This is a genomic window from Candidatus Chloroploca sp. Khr17 (assembly GCF_004138165.1).
GTDB lineage: Bacteria > Chloroflexota > Chloroflexia > Chloroflexales > Chloroflexaceae > Chloroploca.
In genome coordinates, this window is the sequence record NZ_RYFF01000022.1 from 40,055 (window position 1) to 65,661 (window position 25,607).

The following is a 25,607-nucleotide window of genomic DNA, read 5'->3' on the forward strand; positions in this document are numbered from 1 at the left end:
TACGCTGGCGGTTTTTTGCAAGCAATGATCGGCCGCTTCCAGGCTACAACCGCTCAAAGATCCCAGCGGCACCCATGCCGCCACCAATGCACATCGTGACCATGCCATAGCGCCCGCCACGCCGCTCGAGTTCATCGAGCATCTGCACGGTAAGCTTGGCCCCGGTGCAACCCAGCGGGTGCCCAAGCGCGATGGCCCCGCCATTCACATTGAGTTTCTCCATGTCAAGGCCAAGCTCACGCGCAACGGCCAGGGCCTGCGCTGCAAACGCTTCATTGAGCTCGATCAGGTCGATCTGGCTCAACTCAAGCCCGGCCAGCTTGAGCGCCTTGGGAATCGCAACGACTGGTCCGATGCCCATCACTTCCGGGGCCACGCCGCCAACGGCAAAGCTGAGGAAGCGTGCGCGAGGCTTGAGCCCCAGAGCATCCGCTTTGCGCCGACTCATCACCAGCACGGCGGCCGCACCGTCGCTTGTCTGCGAGCTGTTGCCTGCCGTTACGCTACCAGTCGCGCTAAAGGCGGCCTTGAGTTTCGCCAACGCTTCGAGTGACGTATCGGCCCGCGGCCCCTCGTCACGATCAAACATCATCGTGCGTGTCTGCGCCCGTCCCGCAACCAGTTCCGTCAGTTGCACCTCCACCGGCACAATCCCGGGGGCAAAATAACCCTGTTGCTGCGCATGCAGCGCCTTCTGATGCGAACGGAGCGCAAACGCATCCTGGTCTTCACGGCTGACCTTGTGGTCGCGGGCGACATTCTCGGCCGTCAGCCCCATACCCAGATAGAGGGCAGGATCGTGCTGGGCAAGGTGCGGATTGGGCGAGAACTTGTTGCCCGACATTGGCACCATGCTCATGCTTTCGGCCCCACCGGCAATAATCACGTCCGCCTGCCCCATCATGATCTGCTGCGCGGCCATCGCCACGGTCTGCAGACCCGAGGCACAAAAACGGTTGACCGTAACCCCACAGACGCTATCGGGCAACCCGGCCCGCTGGGCGGCAACACGCGCCAGATTGAGCCCTTGCTCACCCTCGGGCATCGCGCAGCCCATAATCACATCTTCGACCTCACGCGGGTCAAGCCCTGGTGCGCGAGCGATCGTCGCCTGCACAACCAGCGCGGCCAGTTCATCGGGGCGGGTCGTGCGCAACGTACCACGGCCTGATTTGCCAACGGCGGTACGGGCACCAGAAATAATGACGGCTTCGTCCATATGTGATTGTTCTCCTAATATATCCTCTTGGCTGATATCGGTACCGTGCGTATGCTGGAGCAAATGGCTAACTGCGCTAGCCATTTGCTCCAGCATACGCGAACTTCCTTAATTACGCAGGGGCTTGCCGGTCTCCATCATATGTTTGGCCCGTGCAAGCGTGCGCTCGTCCTGACCAAGGAACAACAGCGCTTCACGCTCAAGGCTCAAGAGGTACTGCTCATCAACGAATTGTGGGTTGCTCAATTCGCCCCCACAGAGGATGTGCGCAATCTTTTCGGCAATGACCACATCATACTCAGTTGCAAAGTTGCCCTGGCGCAACTGGTAGATGGCGACCCGCGCCGCTGCCAGGCCGTCACGTCCAAGGGCATAGCAGTGATTGCCCGGCGTGGGCGGCGTATAGCCCTCGCCAACGAGGCGCAGCACCTCGCGTTTCGCTTCGCCGATCAGGTAGTCTTGATTGAAGACAATGCGATCAGTTGGGCGCAGATAGCCGAGGTCACGCGCTTCGAGGGCGCTGGTTGCAACCTTGGCAAAGGCCAGGGTCTCGAAGACCTGCTGGAAGGCTTTGAGCGTATCGCCGCCATTGCGGGCTGTTTCCGCAATAATGCGCCGATTGAGTTGGGTACAGCCGCCCCAACCCGGCACCAGGCCAACGGCAAACTCGGGTAGGCCCATATAAGTCTCGGCGGCAGCAACCGTCACGGCCCCGTGCATCGCGAGTTCGGCCCCGCCACCAAGGGTGTGGGCAAATGGCGCGGTCACAACCGGCTTGGGTGCGTAGCGCAGATTGTAGAAGGTCTGCTGCACCAACTCGATCAACTCGCCGAGGTCGTCCCAGGCCCCCATCTGCACCGCCGCACCAAGTTCGTTCAGGTCGAAACCTGCCGAGAAGCGCGCCCCCTGGTTGCCGATGACCATGCCGACCCACTTGTCGTTCTTCAGTTCTTCCATCGCGCCGAGCAGAATTTCGACGACCGGTCCGCCGATGGCATTGGCCTTCGAATGGATCTCGAAGCAGAGCACGCCGTCACCAAGGTCAATCAGGCTCGCCGCAGCATTGCCAAGCACCTCGTGCCCTGCCGCCTTAAGGGCCGCCAGATCGATGGCGCGTGGGTCACGCACGATCGGCTCGTGACGCCCGGTGGCAACATTGTAGGCTGTGCCGTCACCATAGAACTGTGCCTCGCCTTTCGCGATCAACTGATCGACCCAGGCTGGCACGTCCAGACCCTGGCTCTTCATCAGATCGGCACCCTCAGCGACGCCGAGCGCATCCCAGATCTGGAACGGCCCAAGTTGATGCGCAAAGCCCCAACGAATGGCATTGTCCACATCGGCGACGCTATCGGCAATCTCGGGCAACCGACGCGCCGCATAAGCGATCATTGGCAAGATGGCCAGCGTGACAATCGCGGCCCCCCGGTCATCGGGTTGCTCGGCGGCACGACGCAGCATAAACCGCAAGCGCTCGGGCAGGGCCTTCTGCTTCTTGGCCTCGTTGATAAACGCATCAACCGACGCGGTGCCTTGCGGCGCAACATATTCGAAGCTCTGCAAATCAAGGGACCAGAACTCGCGCTTCTTGCCCTCACGCATCTCTTTGTAAAAACCCTGGCCGACCTTCTTGCCCAGGCGACCGGCGGCAACCATGCGCTGGAGCAGATCATTATTGGTATAGACCTCGCGGCTCTCGTCTTCGGGAATCGCTTTGTAGAGATTTGACGCCACGTAGTGCATCACATCCACGCCTACCTGGTCAAGCAGGCGGCAACTGGCCGTATTGGGGCGCCCGATCAGCGAACCCGTCAAGGCATCAAGCTCTTCGACCGTATAGCCACGGGCGAGCGCCTCATTGAGCACAACCTGGCCGGCATAGCTAAAGATGCGGTTGCCAATGAAATTGGGCCGATCTTTGCAGATCACGACACCCTTGCCGAGCGTATTTTCGGCAAAACTGCGGAAAGCCGCCACCGCTGCCGGATCACTGGCCTCACCAGGGATCAACTCAAGCAACTTGAGGTAGCGCGGTGGGTTGAAGAAGTGAGCACCAAAAAAATGACGCTTGAACTCATCACTGCGTCCCTCGGCGATCAGCCCGATGGGAATACCCGAGGTATTGCTCGTGACAAACGCACCCGGCTTGCGCACCGCCTCGATTCGCTCCATCAAGGCCTGTTTGGGGCCAAGTTGCTCAATAATAACCTCGACAATCCAATCGACATCAGCCAATTTTTCGAAGTCATCCTCGGTATTGCCAAGGGAAATGAGTTGCGCACTGTTTTGATTGTAGAGATTGGAAGGGCGAGCCTTGCGCATCCGGTCAAAACCGGCCTGCACAAACCGATTGCGAACAGCGGGGTGAGTGAGTGACAGGCCCTTGGCTTCCTCTTCAGGAGTGAGCTTGCTGGGCGGCATGTCAAGCAATAGAACCGGCAGACCTGCACCGGCAACCAGGCCGGCAATCGCCGCACCCATCGTACCAGCACCAATCACGGCAACACGCTTGATCTGATAGGGCATCTGGTCCTCCTTGACCGTTGGTGTTGAGGCATTCTTATTACGCGATGCGTTATAGATATCAATATCATACCACATCTTTCACGCTTCTGGGGAGTTTTTGAGGGGCCGCATCAGCCCTAGTCAACTGTTCGGATAGGGCTGCACATCAACGATGAATCGTGTACACTATGGGTAGCGCATTCTAGCGACCATCAACGAAGGATCTTGCTATAAAACGGAGTTTTCGACAGAGCGTTATCAGGCGGAGGAACCTATGGCCGTCATGATGCCCGAGCCAACTCCGACCGAGGAGGTGCTCGACTTCTTGCTCTCGGCGCCTACACCGGAGGCGGTCATTGTGTTACGGCCCTCGCCGGTGGCCCAGGAGCGCTTGCGCTACTTGCTCGACGGCAGCCGCAACACAACCTTGAACGACGCCGAGCGTGCCGAACTGGAGAGCTACCTGCAGCTAGAGCACTTTGTACGCCACCTCAAGATCCGCGCCCGTGAAAAACTGGCAGCCGACGTATGACCTACATCTTAACGTAAGCCTCCGGCTGGGGGGGGTGGCGGGCCGCTGGCCCCAAGCATCTCGCTTGTGCTGGCGAAAACGGCCAGCGAAGCTGGCCGTTTTCGCCAGCACAAGCATGGGTTTTTAGGGCGGCAGCCCTAAAGTTCATGCGCATGGGGTGGGGTGCAAACCCCAGCAATACCCGCCGGAGGCACTACCCTACGGCAATTTCGTAGATCTGGTGAATCGCGTGATCCACGCCGGTCAACTCGATGGTCAGGGCGTAACGGCCCGCTTGCGTTGGCGTGAGCCGCAGGCGATCAACAACGATCGGGAGGCAATCAGCCGGCAGGTTGACGCGGTGACGCACTTCGGCGAGCACGTTGCCGCCAGGATCGCTCAGCCGCGCTGCCACTTGCGCCCCGACAATGCCCCGCCGTGCGTCGTTGACGACGCTCAACGCGAGCGTGATGGCCTCGCCGATGCTGTACAGCCGTGGCTCAAAGACGCAGTAGGCGTATTGTGGGCTAAAAGCCATGCGCATGGCCTCGTACGAGCGTTTAGGCACCCGCCAGTAGTCAACGACGCTCCAGAGTACCGCCGGGTAGGGGTCGAGCAAGAGAAAGGCGATGATGCCGCCTGTTGGACGGTATTTGTTGTTGCGTAGCCGATCAATGTAGTAGCGGTTGATGAAGATCTGGTAGTCCTGCGAGAGTTTGATGACATTGGCAAGCGATCCGGCCTGCCGCCACGGGATCCAGTTGTCCATGATTTCCGCCTGCAAGCCATGCCGCGTGGCGAGTTGCGCGATTGCTTCGTCGGTCAAGGGATCAGGCATAAAACGCAAACTACTCTCAAGATTCGGGAAACTTTGCGAGCCAAATTCAGTCATAAAACGCATGTTATTTGGAAAGCGCTTTTGCATTACCTCAGCGTCGCGCAGGTCGCCATAGTTGCGGTACCAGCCAAAGTAGGCGTGACCATCAGTTCCTTCGCGCAGATAGGTGATGTCCAGTTCGCCTGATGAGCGCACCACGGGCCGCGTCGGGTCTTCTTGCTCAACAAGCGCTTTGAGTTGGGTGTCCATCACATTGCGATTCCAGTTTGGCCCAAAGACGCTCAGTTGCATTTTGATCCGTGTCCAGATGCTCTCATCAGCCGTATCTTCGATCAAAAAAGATTCGTTGTGCATGCACCAGATCGCGACCGAAGGGTGGCTGCCAAGTTGATGCACCATCACGCGCACCTGACGCCGCGCTTCTTCGAGAATGCTTGAAGCATAGAGCCATTGCAACGGGAAGTCTTGCCAAAGCAGGATGCCCGCCTCGTTGGCCGCTTCGTAAAAGGCCGGGTGATCAACATGGGCATGTACACGCAGCATGTTCATATGACAGTCCCGTGCCAGTTCAAGATCGGCGGCACACCGGGCTTTGTCCATCGTGGCAATCCGCATGTCGCCCGGCGGGTAGTTGTTGCCTTTGACCAGAAAGCGTTCCCCATTGAGATAGGGCAGCCAGTTGCGCAATTCGAAGGTACGCACGCCAAAGGTGATGGGGAGAAGATCGCTTACGTGCCCGTCAACCAGCACCTCAACGGTCACATCATAGAGATCCGGTCGCCCCAGATCGTGTGTCCACCAGAGCCGCGGTTCGCGCAGTTTGATCAGCCCGCCAAGTTGCTGCGGTCCATGTCCAAGGCTGCGTTGCTGCTCGATCTGTTGCGCTTCACCCGCAAAGGTGCGCGGGGTAAAGGTCAGGCGTACGGTTGCGTCGCACGCGGTCGCGGCGTCAACCTCCAGATCAAAGCGGATCTGCGCAAAACGATCATTGCACGTGAGCGTCAACAACCGCCCCCGCGCCAGATGCACCGCTCGGCTGTGATGCAGTTCGACGGGTAACCAGATCCCGCCCGGATTCGCCTGCGGATCAAGACAGTCCCAGTGCGAAAAAACGCCGGTGATCATCGTTTTCCCGCTCTTGTTGCGTTCATCAGGGCACTCAACTTCCACCAGCAACGTATTCTCGCGCTGCAACAGGCCCGTGATCTCGCGCTCGTGCGGCTCGAAATAACCCGTATGCGCCCCCAGGTCAACCCCGTTCAGATAGACGCGCGAATGATAAAAGACGCCCTTCAGCCGCAGCCATCGGCGGCGCAACGCTTGATCCGCTGCCTCTGCATCCGACCACAAAAACCGGCAGCGATAGACAACTCTGCCTGCATAGTGCTCAAAGCCGCTCAGTTGTTGCCAGTGAGCGGGAACATGGGCCGGAAACCAGCCTTCATCATCACGTGGATAGATGCCCTGCCGGAAGGTGTCAATCGGATGGATCTGCCAGTGGTCGGCAAGCGTTTGATCATACATAGCAACACTATCTATAAGGTTCGCAAAAGATCGCGATACAGTGCTATCCTTGTCCGACGAAGCTCAGGACGGTGCCCAAGGCGTAATTTGAGCCACTCGCTGCTCAGTTCATAGGCAAAACTCAAGCGTAAGAAGGCGCGCAGGAAGGCTGCCCAGCGCCAGCCATGCCAGAGCCGCATTAACAAGATGCGGCTCTGGCTAAAGTTCAGGTGACGTGCCGCCACCGCTTGCTCGCTGCTTTTGCCTTCGTAGTGGATCATCACCGCGTCGGGCACAAACCTGATCCCGCCCCATGCCTGTTGCAGCCGGGCCTGCCACTCTAACTCTTCACTATACATAAAAAAGCGCTCGTCAAGCAAGCCTGCCTGCGCAATTGCCTCGCTCCGCACCAGCAACGCAGCCCCGACAAGCCAGTCGACCGGCTGGGCCACGGTCTCAGATGTCTCGGCACAGCGGTACCGTCGTGCCCACGGATTCGCAGGCCAGAGCCGATCAAGGGCCGTGCTTTCCCAGAAGAAGGTCGCACGGGTCGGAAACCGACGCCGCGACGACTGGATCGTCTGGTCACCATAGCGCAATAGTGGGCCGACCGCCGCTAGTTCGGGATGCGCCGCTAGTTCCTGTACCAGCCGGGGAATGGCCTCGCCAACAACCTTGATGTCGGGGTTGAGCAGAAGGATGTAGGGACTGCGGTCACCTTCCGAGGCGGTGATCTGCCGGAAGGCCAGGTTGTTGCCGCCGGCAAAACCAAGATTGCGCCCCGGTTCAAGCAGACCCACCTGCGGATAGAGCGTGCGCACCATCGCTGGCGTGCCATCGTGACTCGCATTGTCCACGACGATGATCTGATACTCCAGATCACTGCCGGCCAGCGACGCCTCAATGCTCGCGAGACACGCTTGCAGCAGTTCGCGCACATTCCATGACACAATGACAATGCGCAACCCAGGCATAGGTGGTTGTCTGACCCTTATACTCACCCGCTCTGCCCCCCGGCGATCAGCGTAACCAGCCCGGCTGTCCCCGTCTCGACAAAGATCCATAGTTCATTCTGGGTTGTTAGCCATGAAACGGGCACTTTATACGCTTCTTGTGGCCCAGGTTGCCAGAAACGGGCCAGGTTGCGCCCATTGAGCCAGATGTGCCCTTTGGCAAATCCGTCAAGCCGTAGGCTTAGGCGTCCGATGCTCGCTGGTAACTCGTTCCGGGCAAAAGCGACCCGATAAAAAGCCGGCCCGGTTGAACTGGCGCTGATCGGACGATCCGGGGTCACCCCGGCGCGAAAACTCCAACGAGCCTTCAACGGGCGTTTGAGCGGATAACTCACCAGTGTCGCCTGCCAGGGGGATCCGGCGTACCCCTGCAAAAACAGGGCCAGCACATTCGTCCCCGGGCGCACCCAGTCGGTCACGTCGTGTTTGAGAAAGCCTCCGCTACGATGACGGCTAAAACGCTCGACGGCTTCACCATTCACAAAGAGTGCCCCCGAACTCCGATCACCAGTGATGTGCAGAAGATAACGCCGCCCAGGTTGCACCTCAAACGTCCGCAGCAACCAAACCGCAGGCCCGCTAAAGGCAAAATGGCGCAGATCGACCGCATCCTGGTCGGGTCGAAACGCGCCGGGTTGCGCATGCGCTACGGCTTCACCTGCAAACTGTACCTCCTGCCAGAGCGCCGACCAACCCTGAGAGAGATCCTGCTCTTCGCCATCAAGATAGAGCGTGTCCAGCAACCCCTTGAGTTCACCAAGCTTCAACCCATAGTTAAAGCGCCCCAGGTTGTCAACCAGCAGGCGCACGTCGTGCTGCCCAGCTTCAAGCTTTAGCGGCAGCGTATACCGTGGCCCGTGGTGACTGACGCCGAACCAGCCGACGTCCACGCCATCAACCAGCAAACGGGCCCGATCATGCAACCATGGCGCAACCAGCCGTGTTTCGAGCGGTGCCTCCAATTCCAGGGTCGCTCGATACCAACCGTACCCATAATCGCATCCCAGGCGATCGAGCGATTCGGGGCGGGTAAGGTTCCGCCAACCCTCATTCGTGATCATTTCGACCACGCCAAACCGTTCGGTCGGGAGATTCAACCGGGTCTCGTGCAGAGGAACAGGTGGCGATGGGATCTGAACCGTGCCGTCGGGCAGCAATTCGCACCGCGCCGCCGCAGCGTCGGTCAGGAACATCAAGCGCAGCGAGCGTGCGCCACAGTGAAGATCGAGAATGCCAGGGTTCTCGTTGATCCAGTAGGTTACCTCGATACTATATTTGTGCAACGAGGCCTGGAGACCAGGTGAGGTCGTTGTCACCATTGGCGGGGCCTCACCATGCTGATCAAGCAGTTCCACGAGGCCTTGCTCGCCAGGTTGCCCATAGATGATCAGCAGATCACGTTCGCGGTAGCGCCAGAAACCGAGCATGCGCCCAGTATGACACACCAGACGTAACTGGTCGTGTAAAGGCAGATGCGCAAAGATCGGGCGGATTGTCGCTGGCTCAACCTCGACGGTCAGATGACGCGCAGGATGCGCCAGAAAGACCTGATAGCTCTGCCCTTCTAGCCCGGCATTCACCAGGAACGTAGCCTGAAAATCGCGCCACGCCTCTGGAGCGTCCGGGCTGGCGCGTACCGTCCGGTACGGCTCAGTTCCCGGCTCACTTCGCCCATAGACGGCCGGCGGGCTTAGCACGGTCAACCCACCCGGCACCGCATCGGCCAGGATCGGTGCCAGGCGTGCGCCCAGGCTCCCCAGAAAGAGGTGATGCCGACGCGCCACGAGCGCCTTGGCGCGCCATTCGCCATATTCGCTCACCGGGGCATCATAGTCATAACTGGTGGTCATAAAGACCAGATCACCGCCGACCGTGCGCCCCCCCCACGAACCAAAATTGGTGCCACCGGCCCACATCCAATGCGAAAAGCCAGCCGCACCGACAGCTGTCAACTGATGCAAGGTCATATCAAGTTTCGCTGCCGTCTTGCGCGTCTGGCGACTGGTACTCCAGCTATCAAACCAGCCACTCCAGAGTTCACTCACCATCAGTGGATTATCCGGCCAGAGGCGCCGAGTCTGGAGGAGCTTTTCGGCAAGGCCACTCCAGCCATTGCGTAACTCGGGTCGTCCGGGCATCGCCCCGACACATGTATATTGCGGCACCTCTATGCCGCGCGCCGTCGCTGCCGCTGCAAGCGTCTGCTGATGAAAATCGTGGGCATAGACCCCCGAGGCCCAGTGCTCATTCTCGATCTGACAGAGAATAATCGGGCCACCCCTGGTATGCTGACGCGGAACGAGCACCTCCATCAACCGGTCAAACCAGCGTTCAACGGCTTTGAGCGCCTGCGGATCATCAACGCGCAAGCGTATCCCAGGGGTAGCCGTCAACCAGGCTGGCAGGCCGCCGTTTTCCCATTCGGCACAAATATAGGGCCCCGGACGAACGATCACTTTGAGCCCGAGCACATGACAAAGATCGAGGAAAGCCGCAAGATTGGCCTCATCAGCAAAATCAAAGTGACCAGGACGAGGTTCGTGGCGATTCCATGGGATGACCGTATCAATCGTATTCAAACCCGCCCGGCGGGCCTGGGTCAACAACGAGCGCCATTCTGCGTGAGGCCAGCGGAAATAGTGTATACAACCAGCCAGGAGATAGAAAGGTTGCCCATCAAGCCACAGACCATCACGCCCAAGCGTTACCGCAGGTGCCACGGCACACTCCCTTAGCTCTACTGCACCACCATTTTCTATTGTACTTCATCTTAGGGCGATTGCATCTTCAGCACCCTTGACGATTACCAAGCAACAGACTACACTATCAAATATACCAATCCTAGACGATGAGTGTCGCAGGAGTGTCGGCTTTAGTCGGCTAAAGCCGACACTCCTGTATACAAGTCAAATAGGACTGCGGTATACCAACCAGGAGAATAAGGAGCCCGTATGACTCCAGTCTGTTCAAATACGCAGCCATCTCACAAGCATCTCCCTATTGCCTCCTCGGGTGATAGTGTGAATGTCTCGCCTATGGCGCTGCGAGCGTTGCTCTTGTTGAGTGAGGCGGTCAGTCCTGGTGATGCGTCACTTGCGCGTCTCTCTGATGAGGAACTGGCGCTCCTCCGTATGATGCTCATGCGTCTTGGCGGCAGCGAACGCAGAAATATTGCCTGATGCCCTGCAACCTCGTGTGGCTCAGTAGGGTGTAACGTAAGTTTCCCGGTCGCGCCGCCGACCACGAAGAACCCTCACGAATACACGAAAACAGGCTGTGTGACGCACGTATTCGTTTCTTCGTGGCCCCCATTCGTGGACGGCTGAGGACGCCAGAAAACTTACGTTACAACCCCATCAGACAAGTTACCCCACCCACTCATGATGTCCAGGTGCCCATTGCTCAAGTTGAGGGAGTCGCCGAAACCATGCGCCCTGACGTCGAATAAAGCTGTGGGTATCGTATTTCAGCCGCTCGATGCATCCCTGTAGGGTGGCCTCGCCTTCGAGATACGGTTTGAACTGGATATACCCGAGGCTCGACATTGCTGGGAGGTGCCAGCCGTACCCGGCGGCAACAAGCGCCTCCACCTCCTCAACGAGGCCAGCCGCCATCATCGCATCCACACGCGCATCGGCCCGTGCATAGAGTTCTTCACGTGGACGCGTAAGCCAGATGGTACGGATCTGGTACGGTGGTGGTTGCCGCGTCTGCTGGGTCGAAATTGGTTCGCCCGTCACGAGATAGACCTCGAGGGCACGAATAATGCGGCGCACGTTGGTCGGGCCAATCTGCAGGGCGGCCATTGGATCAACTGCCGCCAAACGCTCATAAAGCCTTGCCCCGCCGTCGTGTTCGGCTTCGGCAAGCAATGCGGCCCGCAACGCGGGCTGCGGGGCCACCCTGGGGATCTGCCATCCCTCAAGCACCGCCGCGAGGTACTGACCGGTTCCCCCTACAAGCAAGGGCACGCGCCCACGGGCCATCACCTCAGCAATGCTCGCCAGCGCCAGATCCTGATACCGTGCCAGCGAGAAGGTTTCATCAGGTTCACATAGATCAATCAGGTGATGCGGCGCAGCAGCGCACTCGGCTGCCGACGGTTTCGCCGTCCCGATCTCCATCCGTCGGTAGACCTGCCGTGAGTCAGCCGAGATAATTTCGCCATTCAAGCGATGCGCCAGGGCAACGGCAAGCGCCGTCTTGCCTACAGCCGTCGGCCCCACCAGGGCGATCAAGGGTGCCGTCACGCGAAACTCCATCTTTGGTTATCCATTGGTAATGTTTGTATGATACAATACCATCATGACGCACTGCGGCATAAAAGATCGCTCAACCAGTGCGCACAAAACGCCGAGGCAAACATCCAAATGCATGGTGCCACGGCCAGGAGTAAAAAGTCATGGGGGCATCATTAGCCTTAGAGCAACCAGATTCACGGGCCATTGTTACCCTTGCAGCTCGTGATGGCCGCCGGGTGAAGGTGCGCCACATGCGCCGCGAAGATGCGGTTCTGCTCAAGCGGATGTTTTACCGTCTCTCCTCTGAGACCCGCTACCGGCGTTTTTTTGTGCCCCTTGATAAAGTCGAGGAAGAGCGCGTTGATCTTGAAGCGCACCGCCTAGCCTCGATCGATCCAACCCACGAACGTGCCCTGATCGCATTGGTTGAAGAGCAGGGGCGCGATGAGTGCATCGGGGTCGCCCGCTACGGTCTTCTGGATCACCGCCGTGATACCTGTGAAGCGTCGGTCGTCATTCGTGACGATTATCAAGGCGCTGGTCTTGGGGGGCAACTCTTTGATCTGCTTGTTCAGGTTGCGCTCGTCAGTGGCCTACGTCACATGATCCTTTTGACCCATGCCGATAATCTTGGCATGATCGCCCTGGTGAAACGCGTTGGCCTGCCCTTCAAAGGCCACCATAGCGCCGGGCTCTACGAGATCGACCTCATGCTCTCTGATGCACTGAAACCCTTTTTTCCCTTCACCTCAACCGAAGCGTAATTGGCTCCGCGTCACTTCAGTTGTGTCGTTACCTTGCTTCGCTGCACGCAGCAATAGACGAGGCCGGGAGCATCTCAAGAAATGTACGTTACCCACTAGTGTGGCCGCCAGGGTAGGCTCAGGGTAAACCGACTGCCCTGACCAAGACTGCTGGTGACGGTAAGGGCACCTTGGTGCAACTTTGCGAGCCGCGAAGCCAGCACAAGCCCCAAGCCAACCCCACCATAACGCCGCGTTAGGCCGCTGTCAATTTGCACAAAGGGCTGAAAGAGACGCGAGAGATCAGTTTCGGCGATCCCGATGCCCGTGTCAATAATGTGAAAGAGCGCGCGACCCTCGTCTGCATTGCCACGCAGTTCGAGTCGGACTATGCCCCCGGTATGACTAAATTTCACGGCATTGCTCAACAGATTGACGAGCACCTGTTTGATCCGCCGATGATCACCATACAACTCAGTCACTGCAGGATCAAGATCAAGTTGAACCGTAACTTGTCTTGCTTTTGCGGCCTCGGCAACTACGCGCACACACGCAATGCAGAGCTCGTAGACTTCAAGCAACCCAGGCTGCAGCTCAAGCGTGCCTGCTTCAATCCGGGTCAAATCGAGCAGATCGGTGATCAAGGTCTGCAAATGCCGCCCGTTCCCCTCCAGATCCTGGATCGTACGCTGTTGCCAGGCATTGAGCGGGCCATACAACTGTGACCGGAATAATTCCACCTGCCCGAGCATGCTATTCAACGGGGTACGCAACTCGTGGCTGAGATGCGCCAGAAATTCGTCTTTGGTGCGGTTTGCTCGGTCAAGCTCTTGATTCATGAGCAAGAGCTCGTCACGACTCTGCTGTAATTGCTCAGCTACCTGCTTGCGCTGGGTAATGTTGCGTGCGATGCCTTCAATGGCAACAAGGGTGCCGTGGTCATCGTGAACAAGCGCGTTCCGAACTTCAAACCAGAGGGGCGAACCATCACAGTGCTGACCACGCAACTCGAAGGGGCCAATGAGTTGTGTCGGGTTACTGATTCTCCGCGCTAGCCTGACCTGATCTTCGGGGAAGAGAATCTCACTCTTCAGCAGCGGCGAGGCATAAAACTCCTCAAGGCTGTAGCCCGTGATCGCTTTGATGGCCGGACTGATATAAGTGATGCGCGGTTCAGGCTGCAGATCCACGCGGTAGACAATATCAGGTGCATTCTCGGCGAGCCTCCGGTAGCGCTCCTCGCTCTCGCGCAGCGCCTGTTCAACCCGAGTGCGTACCGTGATCTCGGCCTGCAAGCGTTCATTCGCCATGCTTAATTCAGAGGTACGTTCAGCAACCCGTTGTTCGAGCGTGGCATTGAGCTCACGCAGGGCTTCTTCTGCCGCTTTGCGGGCGGTAATGTCCTCGATAATGCCCAGTACCTCAATAATCTTGCCATCAACATCATAAATCGGCGAAACTGTCACCTTGACCCAGATGATCGTGCCGTTTTTGTGATAGAGCCGACGCTCGAGCGTATAGGTTCGCAGCTCACCGCTCAAGAGTTTGAGGGCCAATACGCTATCGGCTTCGTTATCATCAGGATGCGCAATATCATGCAGCGTTAGCCGGGTTAATTCGTCTTTGGTGTAACCGACAAGATCACAATACCGCTGATTGACGCGCATAATAAGGCCATCATAGCGGATATGACTCATCCCAACGGCCGCCTGCTCAAAGGAAGCCCGAAAACGCTCTTCACTGGCACGCAGTTTATCGAGGAGTTGTTCTTCTGAGGACAGCATCGATAGAAACTCGATCTATCGGTTAAATAAAGTTAAAGAATGGTCTATAGATCAAAGTATAACACGTTCTCCCTTGCTCTGATGCTGACAACCTTATTCGCCTGCGCACAAATGACGTGACGTGTGTTAGCATGAGATGAAAAGCTCGTTCTTGATAGCAAAGGTATACACTCTCTCTGGAGGATACGCCCTGGCACAAGGATGACTGAGAAAAACCGTATGCAATCAGGTCAAGCCGACATTCTAGATTCATTCTCAGCGCAGGCTCTCCTGGATTCCCTCTTTGCTTTCGTTGGCGTCGTCACGTTTGATGGCATTTTGATCGAAGCGAATCAGTCTGCGCTCAAGGTCGCCGGTTTGCAACCCGCTGAGGTCATTGGCAAACCATTTCATGAGACCTACTGGTGGTCATACGATCCTGACGTCCAGGCTCAGCTACGCCTGGCCCTTGCGCGTGGCCAGGCAGGTGAGACCTCACGGTATGATGTGATGGTGCGGGTCGCCGACGAGCGCCTGATGATGATTGACTTTATGCTGGCGCCGCTCTGTGATGCATATGGCAATGTCCGCTACCTGATACCTTCAGCCATTGATGTCAGCGAGCGCTATAACATCCAGCATGAACGTGAGTTTCTGCTCGCCCGTGAGCGCATTGCACGCCAGATGGCCGAGCAAGCCGTGCGACGGGTAGAGCGTCTGCAGGTGATTACCTCAGCCCTTTCTGAAGCTGTAACCTCCCTGGATGTAGCGAGCGTCGTCGTGGAAGAAGTACGCCAGATCCTCGAAGCCCAGCAGGTTACCATGTATATTCGCCGTGCCGATGGTAGCGCGCTCGATGTCTTGCAAAGCACCAGCACGAGTTCCTCTGATGAACCTGTGCCGCTCACCCTGCCGCTCGACAGCGCGCATCCGCTTGGCGAAATCTTGCAGACGGCCCTGCCAGTCTTTCTTGTCTCACAGGCCGATCGGCAGGCTCGCTACCAATCAGCGACCCTTCTGCCACTCGCAGTAGATGCGCACGGCCTGGCGCTGCTGCCACTTGAAATCGAGGGCGAGGTGATGGGCGTCTGTATGGTTAGTTTTGCTGAGCCACGTCAATTCCCCCAGGATGAACGGGCTTTTCTGTGGGCGATTGCCGTGCAATGTGCCCAGGCATTGCAACGTGCCCGTCTCTATAGCACCATGCAAGAGGCCATCGCCATGCGCGACCATTTCATTGCCGTCGCCTCACACGACTTACGTACCCCTCTCACCGTGATGCTCGGCCAGGCCCAGTTGCTCGAACGCCGCATGCAACAGGCGCAGCTTGGTGAAGCCTTTACCCGCCCGATTCAGGCGATTGTTCAGCAGAACCTGCGGCTCAACCGGATGCTGACGGCCTTGCTTGATCTCTCACGCATTCAGACCGGCCAACTGGTCATCGAACGCGACTGGTTTGACCTGCGGAGGCTGGTCGAGCGCATTGTGGCCGAGGTGAGCCCGACGCTGAGCCGGCATACCCTTAAACTGGTGGCCGCGCCTGATCCACTGCCGATCTTTGCTGACGAACTGCGCATTGAAGAAGTGATCCAGAATATTATTAGCAATGCCGTCAAATATAGTCCGGCAGGAGGCCCCGTCACCATTGTCTTGCAACAAACACCCGAGCATATCTGCCTGAACATCACGGATCAAGGCATTGGCATCCCTCTTGAGGCGCAACAGCATCTGTTTGAGCAGTTCTATCGTGCCGCCAATGCCCAGCACAGTTCGTTCAGTGGCCTGGGCATTGGCCTCTACATTGTTCGCGAGATTGTGCAGCAGCACGGTGGTCTGATCACCTGTACTAGCCATGAAGGCCAAGGGACAACCTTTACGATCTGCCTCCCACTGAGCGACCATAACTAGGCTGTCGCCCGAACAATCAAGGCTTGTGCGGTGGCAAACAGCCTGCTTCGCAGGCTGTTTGCCACCGCACAAGCCTCTACCATCCCCACGTTCCAGGGCCGCCCTTGAACGGCCCGACAATATCCGACGTAATCCAACCCCCATAGAAACCACCTGGCTGAGGCATCACCCGTTCGCCATCAACAAAGCATCCATCCATTGGTTCAGGATAAAAAGCCAGCGCATTGGCAAGCGACTCAAAACCCCGGGTTGGCTGTGGGTAGGCCCAAGCAACATCTTCAACACGCTGATCACCAACATGAAGTGTATAGTAGATCGCATGGCCTTTGAATTCGCAGAAACTGCTACGCATCGTACGAGTCAAATAACGCATCTGCACATCCTCAGGAGGGATATAGTAGACCGGCGGATGGCTGGTTTCGAGCACCCGAAAGGCCCGCCGCGTATCGGCAAGCAGAATACCCCCAAAATAGATCTGAAGATGGCGTGAGGTCGCCTCGAGTCGCGGTGGCCGAGGATAATCCCAGACCGACTCCTGACCTTCACCCGGTGGAATGCGACGTATCATTTTTAATTCCTCCTTTCTTTCACTATAGCATAGCTTTGCTGCGTATCCTTTGACGTGCGGCAGCGGTATAGATCATGCACGCAACTTGCCAATCACGCACGGACGTGCTATAATAGAACGGATTTGCGGGCGAGTCAATCTGCGTTGACAGCGCCCCTCCCTCATAGTAGAGTAGAGAGAAGGAGAAGCACGAGTGTCAGCACATAACGGAGGAGCGCCCGCGATGGCAATCGCGCCCGAAAAAGAGAAGGCCCTGGCTGCCGCAATGAGCCAGATCGACCGCAAATTCGGCAAAGGCTCGATCATGAAGATGGGCGAGCTCAACTCGCGTCTGGCGATTGAGGCGATCCCCACTGGTTCAATTGCCCTCGACATTGCGCTGGGCATCGGTGGCTTGCCACGCGGTCGCGTTGTCGAAATCTTTGGCCCGGAGAGCAGTGGCAAAACAACGCTGGCCCAGCATATCATTGCTGAAGCCCAGAAACTCGGTGGTGTCTGTGCGTTCATTGACGCTGAGCATGCCTTTGACCCGATCTATGCCCAGCGCTGTGGTGTCCAGATCGATGATCTGCTCGTCTCACAGCCTGACACAGGTGAACAAGGGCTTGAGATCTGTGAAACCCTGGTTCGCTCCAATGCCATCGATGTCATCGTCATCGACTCAGTGGCCGCCCTGGTGCCTCGCGCCGAAATCGAAGGCGACATGGGTGACAGCCTCCCCGGCCTCCAGGCCCGCCTGATGAGCCAAGCCCTGCGCAAGCTCTCTGGGGCCATTAACAAAAGTCGCACTATTGTCATCTTCCTCAACCAGTTGCGTATGAAGATCGGGGTGATGTTCGGGTGTTTCCATTATAACGCACGTGTCATTCTGGCTGATGGCACCAGTGAAAAGATTGGCAAAATTGTCAATCAGAAGCTGCCCGTTGAGGTCATGTCATATAACCATACGACTGGTCAGTTTGAACCACGACCAGTCGTAAATTGGTTCAACAACGGCCCAACCGATCTTTTCCTTCAGTTCACAGTCGCTGCGAATGAGGGTAGTGGACGCCACGCCTTTGCTTGTACACCCAATCACTTGCTGCTCTCGGAATATGGCTATAAGCCCGCTGAGGAGTTGCAAGTTGGTGATCGTTTAATGACGATGGTGCAATACTACCTTTCGTCTGTCCAAAAACAGGTGGTGATTGGTTCATTGCTTGGTGACGGTAGCTTACGTAAATCCAGTGATTTCAATACCAGTTTACGGATTGGTCACGGGGCCAAGCAGGATGCCTATTGTCTTTGGAAGCAGTCACTCTTTCAAGAGTTGATTGGTTCGGAGACGACAAACTCGCGAGGCGGGCACAGCTTTGATACCATCCCAATGTATGAGTTGACGCAGGTATTGGAAGACAACTACGATCAGCGGGGCAAAAATCCGAGTCAGACCCTCATTGATCGGTTGACGCCCCTGGCGATAGCGATTTGGTACATGGATGATGGCACGTTTGATAGTGAGCGCCAGAATCGTTGCTCAATCTCGTGCCCCGGCTTGCCCCTTGAAAAACAACAAGCTTTGGTACGTTGGTTTCACGATCAAGGCATTGCCGCGAATTTGGACGGGCGTGGTCGCATCAATTTCGGCGTCTCAGCAACACCCAAACTGCACGAGTTGATTGCACCATTTATCCATCCTTCCATGGAATACAAGTTGCTTCCTGAACTGCGCGGAAGGTTTGTGCCATTTGAAACCAGAGCCGAGCGAACCTTGCAGGCCGTACCGTTACCTATTGTTGACATTCATGTCAAGCCCGAGACGCGAGGTATGAACCGGTTTGATCTCGAGGTTGAAGGTAACCATAGCTACCTTGTTGATGGTGTGGTTGTCCATAATTCGCCCGAAACGACAACCGGTGGGCAGGCACTCAAGTTTTACGCCTCGGTGCGCCTCGATATTCGACGGATCGAGACGCTCAAGTCGGGGCAAGAGGTGATTGGTTCACGGGCACGCGTCAAGGTGATCAAGAATAAGGTGGCCCCACCCTTCCGCCAGGCTGAATTTGATATCCTCGCCAATGAGGGTATTTCGCGTGAGGGCAATATCCTTGATGTTGGCGTCGAGATGAGTATCATCCGCAAGAGCGGGGCCTGGTTCTACCTCGCCGAAGACCGGCTCGGGCAGGGGCGTGAGAATGTGCGTAATTTCTTGAAGGAGAACCCGGCGCTGACTGAAGAGATCGAGCGCCTGATTAAAGCCCAGGGCCTCTCGAATCCGATTGCGTTGCCGGTCGCAGCCATTGCCGACGATGAAGACGCCGGTCTCTTTGAAGACGAGGAGTAGCTAGTCAGCCACGATGCCCGCAGGCACCATTACCGCCATTACTGCGCAGGCTCACGATAGCCAGCGTGTCAATATCTTTATTGATGGGGCCTTCGCCCTTGGGATAAGCCTCGCAACCCTCGCCCGTGAGAGTTTGTGGATCGGTCTGACCCTTGATGATGCCGCCTGGCAACGCCTGGCGGCATCAGCACAGGTAGAACAGGCCCTCCTGTCCGCCATGCGCTTGCTCGATGCCCGCCCTCGTAGCCGCGCCGAGGTGCGCTTGCGCCTGCGCCAGAAAGAGCATCCCCCCCAGGTGATTGATCAGGTGCTCGAGCGTCTGCAAGACCTTGGGTTGCTTGATGATGCGGCGTTTAGTCGCTACTGGGTTGAAAACCGGCAACGTTTTCGCCCGCGGGGGGTGCGTGCGCTCGTTGCCGAGTTGCGCAGCAAAGGCGTAGATCGTGATACAATCGCAACAGCACTGGCCGAGGTCGGTGCCGATGCTGAAGGAGAACGGCAGGCGGCAGAACAGGTAGCGCGATCAGTTCTTGCACGGTACTGTGCATGCCCTGACCGCGCCACGTTTCAGCGCCGCCTCGGCGGGCTCCTCCAACGACGAGGCTTTGCCCTCGCTGTCATTCGTCCGTTGCTCGAAACCCTCTGGTATGAATGTTCTGCCTCACAGGGTGACGAGACGTGAGGCGGGGTATGGCCCCGTGTCTGATATTAAAGAGGCGCGCTGATGCCTGATGTGCAATTTCTTGGTCATGCCTGTTTTCGCCTGCGCGGACGCGATGGCACCGTGCTCTGTGATCCCTTTAATCGCTCGCTTGGCCTTGATATCGGTCGCCCAACCGCCCATATTGTGACGATTAGCCATAATCATGCTGATCACAATAATGTGGCCGCCGTCAAGCCATTGCGTGAAAAGCTCTTTGTGGTTGAGTCACCCGGTGAGTATGAGGTCAGTGGCATCATGATCACCGGGGTGCGTACTTACCACGATAAAGAACGTGGGGCCGAACGTGGCTACAATACGGTCTATGTGATCCACCTTGATGAGGTGGTCTTCTGCCATCTCGGTGACCTCGGTCACGAGTTGACCCAGGCCCAACTCGAGGCCATCGGCAATGTTGATGTGCTCTTTGTGCCGGTCGGTGGCGGCGAGACGCTTGGCCCAGCCGAAGCGATCAATGTGATCAGCCAGATCGAGCCGCGGATCGTTGTGCCAATGCATTATGCCCTCGCACAACTCTCGTTCGATCAGCCTTTGCTGCCCCTCGAACGCTTCACGACCGAGATGGGCCTCAAAGAGATAACCGCCGAAGATAAGCTGACCCTCAACGCCTCGCAGTTGACCGCCGAACGCGAAGAGACCCGCGTGGTTGTGTTGCGCCCGATCGTGGGCTAGGAGTAAAGAAATGGTCAAGTACATCTTTGTCACTGGTGGTGTTGTCTCATCGGTCGGCAAAGGTATCGGGGTGGCTTCCATTGGTCGCTTACTCAAGAGCCGTGGCTTAGGGGTTTCGATTCTGAAACTTGACCCCTATCTGAATGTCGATCCCGGCACGATGTCACCCTATCAGCACGGTGAGGTTTTTGTCACTGAGGATGGGGCCGAAACGGATCTCGACCTTGGTCACTACGAGCGGTTTATTGATGAAAATCTGACCCGCCTGAGCAATGTGACCACCGGGCGGATCTATTCATCCGTGATCGCGAAAGAACGCCGCGGCGATTATCTCGGTGGGACGATCCAGGTTATTCCGCATATTACCGATGAGATTAAGGCGCGCATTGTCGCCGTTGGTCAACAGAGCAACGCTGATGTGGTGATTGTGGAGATCGGTGGAACGGTCGGTGATATCGAGAGTCTGCCCTTTCTTGAGGCGATCCGCCAGATGCGTAAGGATGTCGGGCGTGATAATGTGCTCTATATTCACGTGACCCTGTTGCCCCATATCGGGTCAACCGGTGAACTCAAGACCAAACCAACCCAGCACTCGGTGATGGCACTGCGCAATGTCGGCATTACCGCCGATGTGATCCTCTGCCGCGCTGATTTCCCGATTACCGATGAGATTCGTGACAAAGTGGCTTTTTTTGCCGATGTGGATGCCCGTGCCGTCATTCCTGTCCAAACCGTTGAATCGATCTATGAAGTCCCCCTGGTGCTCGAACAGGCCGGGCTTGGCGAATATCTCTGTGATAGCCTTGGTCTGCAGAATATCGCCCCCGATCTCAATGTCTGGCACGATCTCGTCAGGTTGATCCGGCAACCCAAGCGTGTCTTGCCGATTGCCCTGGTCGGCAAATATATCGAATTGAAAGATGCCTATATTAGTGTGGTCGAGGCCCTTCGCCACGCCGGGTTGCATCAAGAGTTTGATATTGATATGCATTGGGTTCACGCCGAACAGGTCGAACGCGATGGCCCTGAACGCCTGCTTGCCAAGGTCTATGGGATTGTGGTTCCCGGTGGCTTTGGCGATCGGGGCATCGAGGGCAAGATTCTGGCGGCTGACTATGCGCGGCGCAACCAACTCCCCTACCTCGGGCTGTGCCTCGGGATGCAGTGCGCAACCATTAGCTTTGCTCGCTATGTGCTCGGGAGCACTGAGGTCAACAGTACCGAGTTTATGCCTGATACACCGCATCCAGTCATTGATTTGATGCACGATCAGCGCGAGGTTACGAATAAGGGGGGGACGATGCGCCTCGGCATCTATCCGTGTGTGTTGACCCCAGACACTCGGGCGTATGCAGCGTATGGCGTTGACCAGATCAATGAACGGCATCGCCACCGCTTCGAGTTTAACAATGCCTATCGCACGCTCCTCGAAGAGGCCGGGTTTGTGATCAGTGGCCTTTCACCCGATGGTCGCCTCGTCGAGATCATTGAACTCCGCGACCACCCCTGGTATGTCGCCAGTCAGTTTCATCCCGAATTTCTCTCGCGCCCCAATCGCCCCCATCCGCTCTTTCGCGAGTTTATTGCAGCCGTGGCTCGTACCCAGCGTGCCAGTGAGCCTGAACAACTCCCCCTCGCTGACCCCGATGACATTGCAATAGAACCGGTAAAGAAGGGGCCATAGGCCCCTTCTTTACTAGTCCATATCTTCTTCATCCCAGTTGCGCCCGATGCGTGGCGCTGGCGGCGGCGGTAAGGGGCGTATATACGAGGGCCGACCGCCATTCTCGTTGCTTTGGCGGTTTGTGATTGTCCGCGGTGTGAGCGGGGGCGGTGGATCAAGGCGAGCAGTGATGATGCGCGAGGGCGAGTGCATCTCGGCAGCAACGGCACGCGCCACCGAGGTCGGCGGTGGGCCAAGGGATTCGGGTTCGGGCATGATCATCGGGGCCGGGGAAGGACGGGCAACTTCCTGGAAGACCGGGAGATCCCGGTGCATTGTGTGGGGCGGGGTGCCTCGATTGCCACGCAAATACTGCATCGCTTCGTATTCGTCGCCAAAGAGGCCAATCCCGCTGACGAGTTTCACGAGGGGAGCAAAGATCAAGAGATGATGCGTGTTGACGACAAAGGCCAGGTGGCCTAAATGAGGGTGATGAGCGATCTCTTCCGTTCGTCGGCGCGCTCCGGGTGACGCCCCGGCAATGTAACGTCCGTCAACAAGAAGATCAGTCGGCATCGGGCAGGCTTCGAGCAGGGACCACATCTCGGCATAATAATTCTCGGCGTGATCACGACTCAGGTGTCCTTCAAGAGTGACCCAGACGAGATCATCGCCATGACGAGTAATGCGGTAGGGCATCGTTCGCACTTTCTAGGAAGCTATCCGAACGAGCAAACGTCATGGGCCGGCCCAGATGCCGGACAGTATCGTGCGTAGATAGCTCCGGGCTCAAGCGCCCATCGGGGGGAAACGCTGAGACGAGTAGCGGGTGCGTGCCCATTATACAAGTCTCGTGCTTATATGTCTATAGGTTGAAGTGAGAAGTAATCACAATTTATCGTATACATTTGCTTACCGAAAGAGGGGCACCTGCGGGGCCCCTCTTTCGGTAAGCAAATGAGGATGACGGTAGCAAGGCTATGAGGGAAGATGCTTCGCTGCGCTCAACATGGCAAGCATACGGCACCAGCAAAGAAAGAGGGTTTCTGTAAGATCTTCGCAATCATTCTGGTAATAGGCATCCAGTATAATAAGAACTGCTGGTGGCACCACCTACTTGTGGCCTCTCATCAAGCCAACCAGATAGCCATCCCGTGATAGAGAGCTTGCATGACTTTCAATCCCTACGCACTCATCCTGATTATCTCGGCGATCATCTCAGGGTCGCTGGCTGGCTATATCTGGCAGCGGCGAGCATCGATTCCAAGCGGCCTCCTTTTTACCTTGATGATGGTGTCCATTACCATCTGGTCGCTGGCTTATGGCCTTGAGTTGGCGAGTAGTGATTTTAGAACGATGCGCTTCTGGCTTAGCATAGAGTATTTTGGCATCGCGACGGCTCCGGTCTTCTGGTTGCTCTTTACCATCCGTTATACCGGGGGAAGCGATTGGCTTGATGATTGGCGCGTGGCTTTGCTCTTCATTGTGCCTGCCCTGACGATCATCCTCAATCTTACCAATGAGCTCCACTATTTTTACTATACGTCGATCGCACTTGATACCAGTGACGCTTTTCCGTTGCTTGCGCTGGAACGAGGCCCCTGGTATTGGTTCAATGTGGTCTATAGTTATCTTGCGATGGTGCTGGGGACGCTTATTCTGGTACGCTTTTGGCATCAGACACCCCGGCCTTATCGTGGTCAGACGACGATCTTGATCCTGGCAGCAGTCATTCCCCTGGGGCTCAATTTCCTCTATTTGCTCGGGTTTAGACCATTTGCGCATCTGGATCTCTCGCCAGTAGCCTTTACCGCCACCGGCATACTGGTCACCATTGGCATCGCTCGTTTGAGTCTCTTGAAGCTAAGTCCCATTGCCCGCAATACGCTTTTTGAGCATCTGCGTGATCCTGCACTCGTGATTGACCACGAAGGTCGCCTCACCGATTTCAACCAGGCGGCAACCAACGTGCTCGATCCAGTGCTCTACCAGCGCCTCGGCTGGTTTACCAATACGGCCCTGACGCAGTGGCCGGCCCTCGCTGATTTTTGTTATGCGCAGAGTGAGGAACATGCCGAGATCCATCTGGCAACAAGGCCCGGTGAGATCTATGAAGCAGTTCGTACCCCCCTCACTGATCGTCGACGTCGCAAGGTAGGCCAGATTGTCGTCTTGCACAATATTACTGCTCGCCATCAGAGTGAACAGGCCATGCGAATCAGTACGGCTCTTGCCCACGAACGGGTACGTACCCTCGAAGCCCTCAGTGCGACCTTTGCCGAAATTGCCACCGAGCATACGACGGATCGTTTGCTCCAGGCGATTGTGAGCCGCGTGGCGACGTTGCTCAAGGTGGAACTGGCCGACTTGCTGATCTACGATGAGGCCGCTGATAATCTTATGGTCGCTGCTTCGTATCCTCCCGATCCGCAACGCTATGGCCGCCATCTCGCGTTCAACGAGACGCCCCTGGGCTATGTGGCCTGTACCCGGCGGAGCCTGATCCTGCGGGCGAATCAAGATTGGGCCGAAGCGCTTCCCGGGATGTTGAACAGTGAGATGAAGATGAGCCTCGCGGTTCCGTTGCTGCAAGGTGAACAACTTGTTGGAGTTCTCGGCGTGAGCAGCAATCTGCGCGAACGCGATTTTGACGGCGACGACGAGCGTCTGCTGATGCTCTTTGCTCAACAGGCGACCGTCAGCCTGCTCAATACTCGGCTCTATACCCAGTTGTTGCTCGATCCATTGACTGAGATCAATAATCGCGGACGCTTTTTCGAACTGGCCGAGAAGATCCTCGCCAATGCACTCGTCGAGGGTCGTTCGCTCGTGATTGCGTTGATCGATCTCGACCACTTCAAACAGGTCAATGATACCTATGGGCATCGCATGGGCGACGAGACCCTACGCCATATTGCGGTGCAATGCCGTGATCAATTGCCCCCCGAGGCCCTCCTTGGGCGGATTGGGGGTGAGGAGTTTGCAGTGCTGGTTGAGGACGAAGATGTGACAAATATCTATGCGTTGCTGGAAACCATGCGTGAACAGATCGCCGCACAACCAATTAAAAGTGGCGATCAAACAATGCATATTACGGCCAGCATCGGCGTTGCGATCCTCAAACCTGATCACCCCGCAAGCATTGACCAGTTGCTCGAGCGCGCTGATCGTGCGCTCTATCGTGCGAAGAGCGGTGGGCGCAATCAGGTGCAGATCAGTTGCCCTGAAAAAGATGCTCCCAATGGCACCCCCTATGAGGGCGTCTCGGCCTTGACGGCCCATCAGTTATCACTGCTGCGGCGCTCGCAACGGGCACCTTAGGGACAAAACTTTTCAAAAAAGAGGTTTTTTTGACGCAAAGGCGCGAAGACGCAAAGCTACGTGTAGCGATGCTTCAAACCTTTGCGCCTTTGCGT

18 protein-coding genes and 1 pseudogene are annotated in these 25,607 nt (G+C 56.9%); 10 read left to right on the top strand and 9 right to left on the bottom strand.

Translation table 11 applies throughout. The features are described 5' to 3' along the window. Positions 1-43: 43 nt before the first annotated feature. The gene (locus tag EKD05_RS13955) at positions 44-1,219 is read right to left on the bottom strand and encodes an acetyl-CoA C-acyltransferase (protein WP_129673815.1); all 1,176 of its coding nucleotides are present in this window, start codon (positions 1,217-1,219) and stop codon (positions 44-46) included. Positions 1,220-1,327: 108 nt separating this feature from the next. Beyond that, the gene (locus EKD05_RS13960; protein WP_129673732.1) at positions 1,328-3,745 is read right to left on the bottom strand and encodes a 3-hydroxyacyl-CoA dehydrogenase/enoyl-CoA hydratase family protein; all 2,418 of its coding nucleotides are present in this window, start codon (positions 3,743-3,745) and stop codon (positions 1,328-1,330) included. A 253-nt stretch (positions 3,746-3,998) separates the two neighbouring features. Between EKD05_RS13960 and EKD05_RS13965 the strand changes: the two genes are divergently transcribed. Continuing rightward, complete coding sequence (locus EKD05_RS13965; RefSeq protein ID WP_129673734.1) at positions 3,999-4,256, top strand: hypothetical protein; 258 nt, start codon at positions 3,999-4,001, stop codon at positions 4,254-4,256. 193 nt (positions 4,257-4,449) lie between these two features. Here the strand turns inward: EKD05_RS13965 and EKD05_RS13970 are convergent, their stop codons facing one another. Genes EKD05_RS13970 through EKD05_RS13980 form a run of 3 tightly spaced genes read right to left on the bottom strand, consistent with a single transcriptional unit; the run spans position 4,450 to position 10,309 of the window. Further along, positions 4,450-6,597: a glycoside hydrolase family 2 protein gene (locus EKD05_RS13970; RefSeq protein ID WP_129673736.1), complete on the bottom strand. Its 2,148-nt coding sequence runs from the start codon at positions 6,595-6,597 to the stop codon at positions 4,450-4,452. An 11-nt stretch (positions 6,598-6,608) separates the two neighbouring features. After that, positions 6,609-7,550, bottom strand: a complete 942-nt coding sequence (locus EKD05_RS13975) for a glycosyltransferase family 2 protein (RefSeq protein WP_129673738.1) — start codon at positions 7,548-7,550, stop codon at positions 6,609-6,611. 23 nt (positions 7,551-7,573) lie between these two features. Further along, positions 7,574-10,309, bottom strand: a complete 2,736-nt coding sequence (locus EKD05_RS13980) for a beta-galactosidase (RefSeq protein WP_129673740.1) — start codon at positions 10,307-10,309, stop codon at positions 7,574-7,576. 231 nt (positions 10,310-10,540) lie between these two features. On the opposite strand from EKD05_RS13980, the gene EKD05_RS13985 reads away from it, so the two are divergent. Further along, positions 10,541-10,768 (top strand): hypothetical protein, encoded by a 228-nt coding sequence (locus EKD05_RS13985; RefSeq protein WP_129673742.1) that lies wholly within the window; start codon positions 10,541-10,543, stop codon positions 10,766-10,768. 186 nt (positions 10,769-10,954) lie between these two features. Here EKD05_RS13985 and miaA read toward each other — a convergent pair whose 3' ends face one another. Next, on the bottom strand, positions 10,955-11,851 hold the full coding sequence (gene miaA, locus EKD05_RS13990; protein WP_129673744.1) for a tRNA (adenosine(37)-N6)-dimethylallyltransferase MiaA: 897 nt from the start codon (positions 11,849-11,851) through the stop codon (positions 10,955-10,957). A gap of 140 nt (positions 11,852-11,991) precedes the next feature. Here miaA and EKD05_RS13995 point away from each other — a divergent pair, with 140 nt between their 5' ends. Then, positions 11,992-12,594 (top strand): GNAT family N-acetyltransferase, encoded by a 603-nt coding sequence (locus EKD05_RS13995; protein ID WP_129673746.1) that lies wholly within the window; start codon positions 11,992-11,994, stop codon positions 12,592-12,594. Positions 12,595-12,689: 95 nt separating this feature from the next. On the opposite strand, the gene EKD05_RS14000 is transcribed toward EKD05_RS13995, so the two are convergent. Further along, positions 12,690-14,357 (bottom strand): PAS domain S-box protein, encoded by a 1,668-nt coding sequence (locus EKD05_RS14000; protein ID WP_129673748.1) that lies wholly within the window; start codon positions 14,355-14,357, stop codon positions 12,690-12,692. A gap of 219 nt (positions 14,358-14,576) precedes the next feature. Here EKD05_RS14000 and EKD05_RS14005 point away from each other — a divergent pair, with 219 nt between their 5' ends. Beyond that, positions 14,577-16,244 (top strand): ATP-binding protein, encoded by a 1,668-nt coding sequence (locus EKD05_RS14005; RefSeq protein WP_165360734.1) that lies wholly within the window; start codon positions 14,577-14,579, stop codon positions 16,242-16,244. A gap of 76 nt (positions 16,245-16,320) precedes the next feature. Here the strand turns inward: EKD05_RS14005 and EKD05_RS14010 are convergent, their stop codons facing one another. Then, entirely contained in the window at positions 16,321-16,812 is a 492-nt protein-coding gene (locus EKD05_RS14010; protein ID WP_129673752.1) for a DUF427 domain-containing protein, read from the bottom strand. A 223-nt stretch (positions 16,813-17,035) separates the two neighbouring features. On the opposite strand from EKD05_RS14010, the pseudogene recA reads away from it, so the two are divergent. The 5 genes and pseudogenes from recA to EKD05_RS14030 form a co-directional block, all read left to right on the top strand. Beyond that, a pseudogene (gene recA / locus EKD05_RS27190) lies at positions 17,036-18,409 on the top strand (recombinase RecA); the annotation flags it as partial. Between the two features lie 210 nt (positions 18,410-18,619). Then, positions 18,620-19,135: a hypothetical protein gene (locus EKD05_RS26370; protein ID WP_370374901.1), complete on the top strand. Its 516-nt coding sequence runs from the start codon at positions 18,620-18,622 to the stop codon at positions 19,133-19,135. Between the two features lie 13 nt (positions 19,136-19,148). Beyond that, positions 19,149-19,817 (top strand): regulatory protein RecX, encoded by a 669-nt coding sequence (locus EKD05_RS14020; RefSeq protein ID WP_129673756.1) that lies wholly within the window; start codon positions 19,149-19,151, stop codon positions 19,815-19,817. Between the two features lie 42 nt (positions 19,818-19,859). Further along, the gene (locus EKD05_RS14025) at positions 19,860-20,528 is read left to right on the top strand and encodes an MBL fold metallo-hydrolase (protein WP_129673758.1); all 669 of its coding nucleotides are present in this window, start codon (positions 19,860-19,862) and stop codon (positions 20,526-20,528) included. A gap of 10 nt (positions 20,529-20,538) precedes the next feature. Next, positions 20,539-22,212: a CTP synthase gene (locus tag EKD05_RS14030; RefSeq protein ID WP_129673760.1), complete on the top strand. Its 1,674-nt coding sequence runs from the start codon at positions 20,539-20,541 to the stop codon at positions 22,210-22,212. Positions 22,213-22,224: 12 nt separating this feature from the next. On the opposite strand, the gene EKD05_RS26730 is transcribed toward EKD05_RS14030, so the two are convergent. Beyond that, positions 22,225-22,890: a hypothetical protein gene (locus EKD05_RS26730; RefSeq protein ID WP_240695780.1), complete on the bottom strand. Its 666-nt coding sequence runs from the start codon at positions 22,888-22,890 to the stop codon at positions 22,225-22,227. Between the two features lie 471 nt (positions 22,891-23,361). On the opposite strand from EKD05_RS26730, the gene EKD05_RS14040 reads away from it, so the two are divergent. Continuing rightward, positions 23,362-25,512 (top strand): histidine kinase N-terminal 7TM domain-containing protein, encoded by a 2,151-nt coding sequence (locus tag EKD05_RS14040; RefSeq protein ID WP_129673762.1) that lies wholly within the window; start codon positions 23,362-23,364, stop codon positions 25,510-25,512. Positions 25,513-25,607 lie beyond the last annotated feature (95 nt).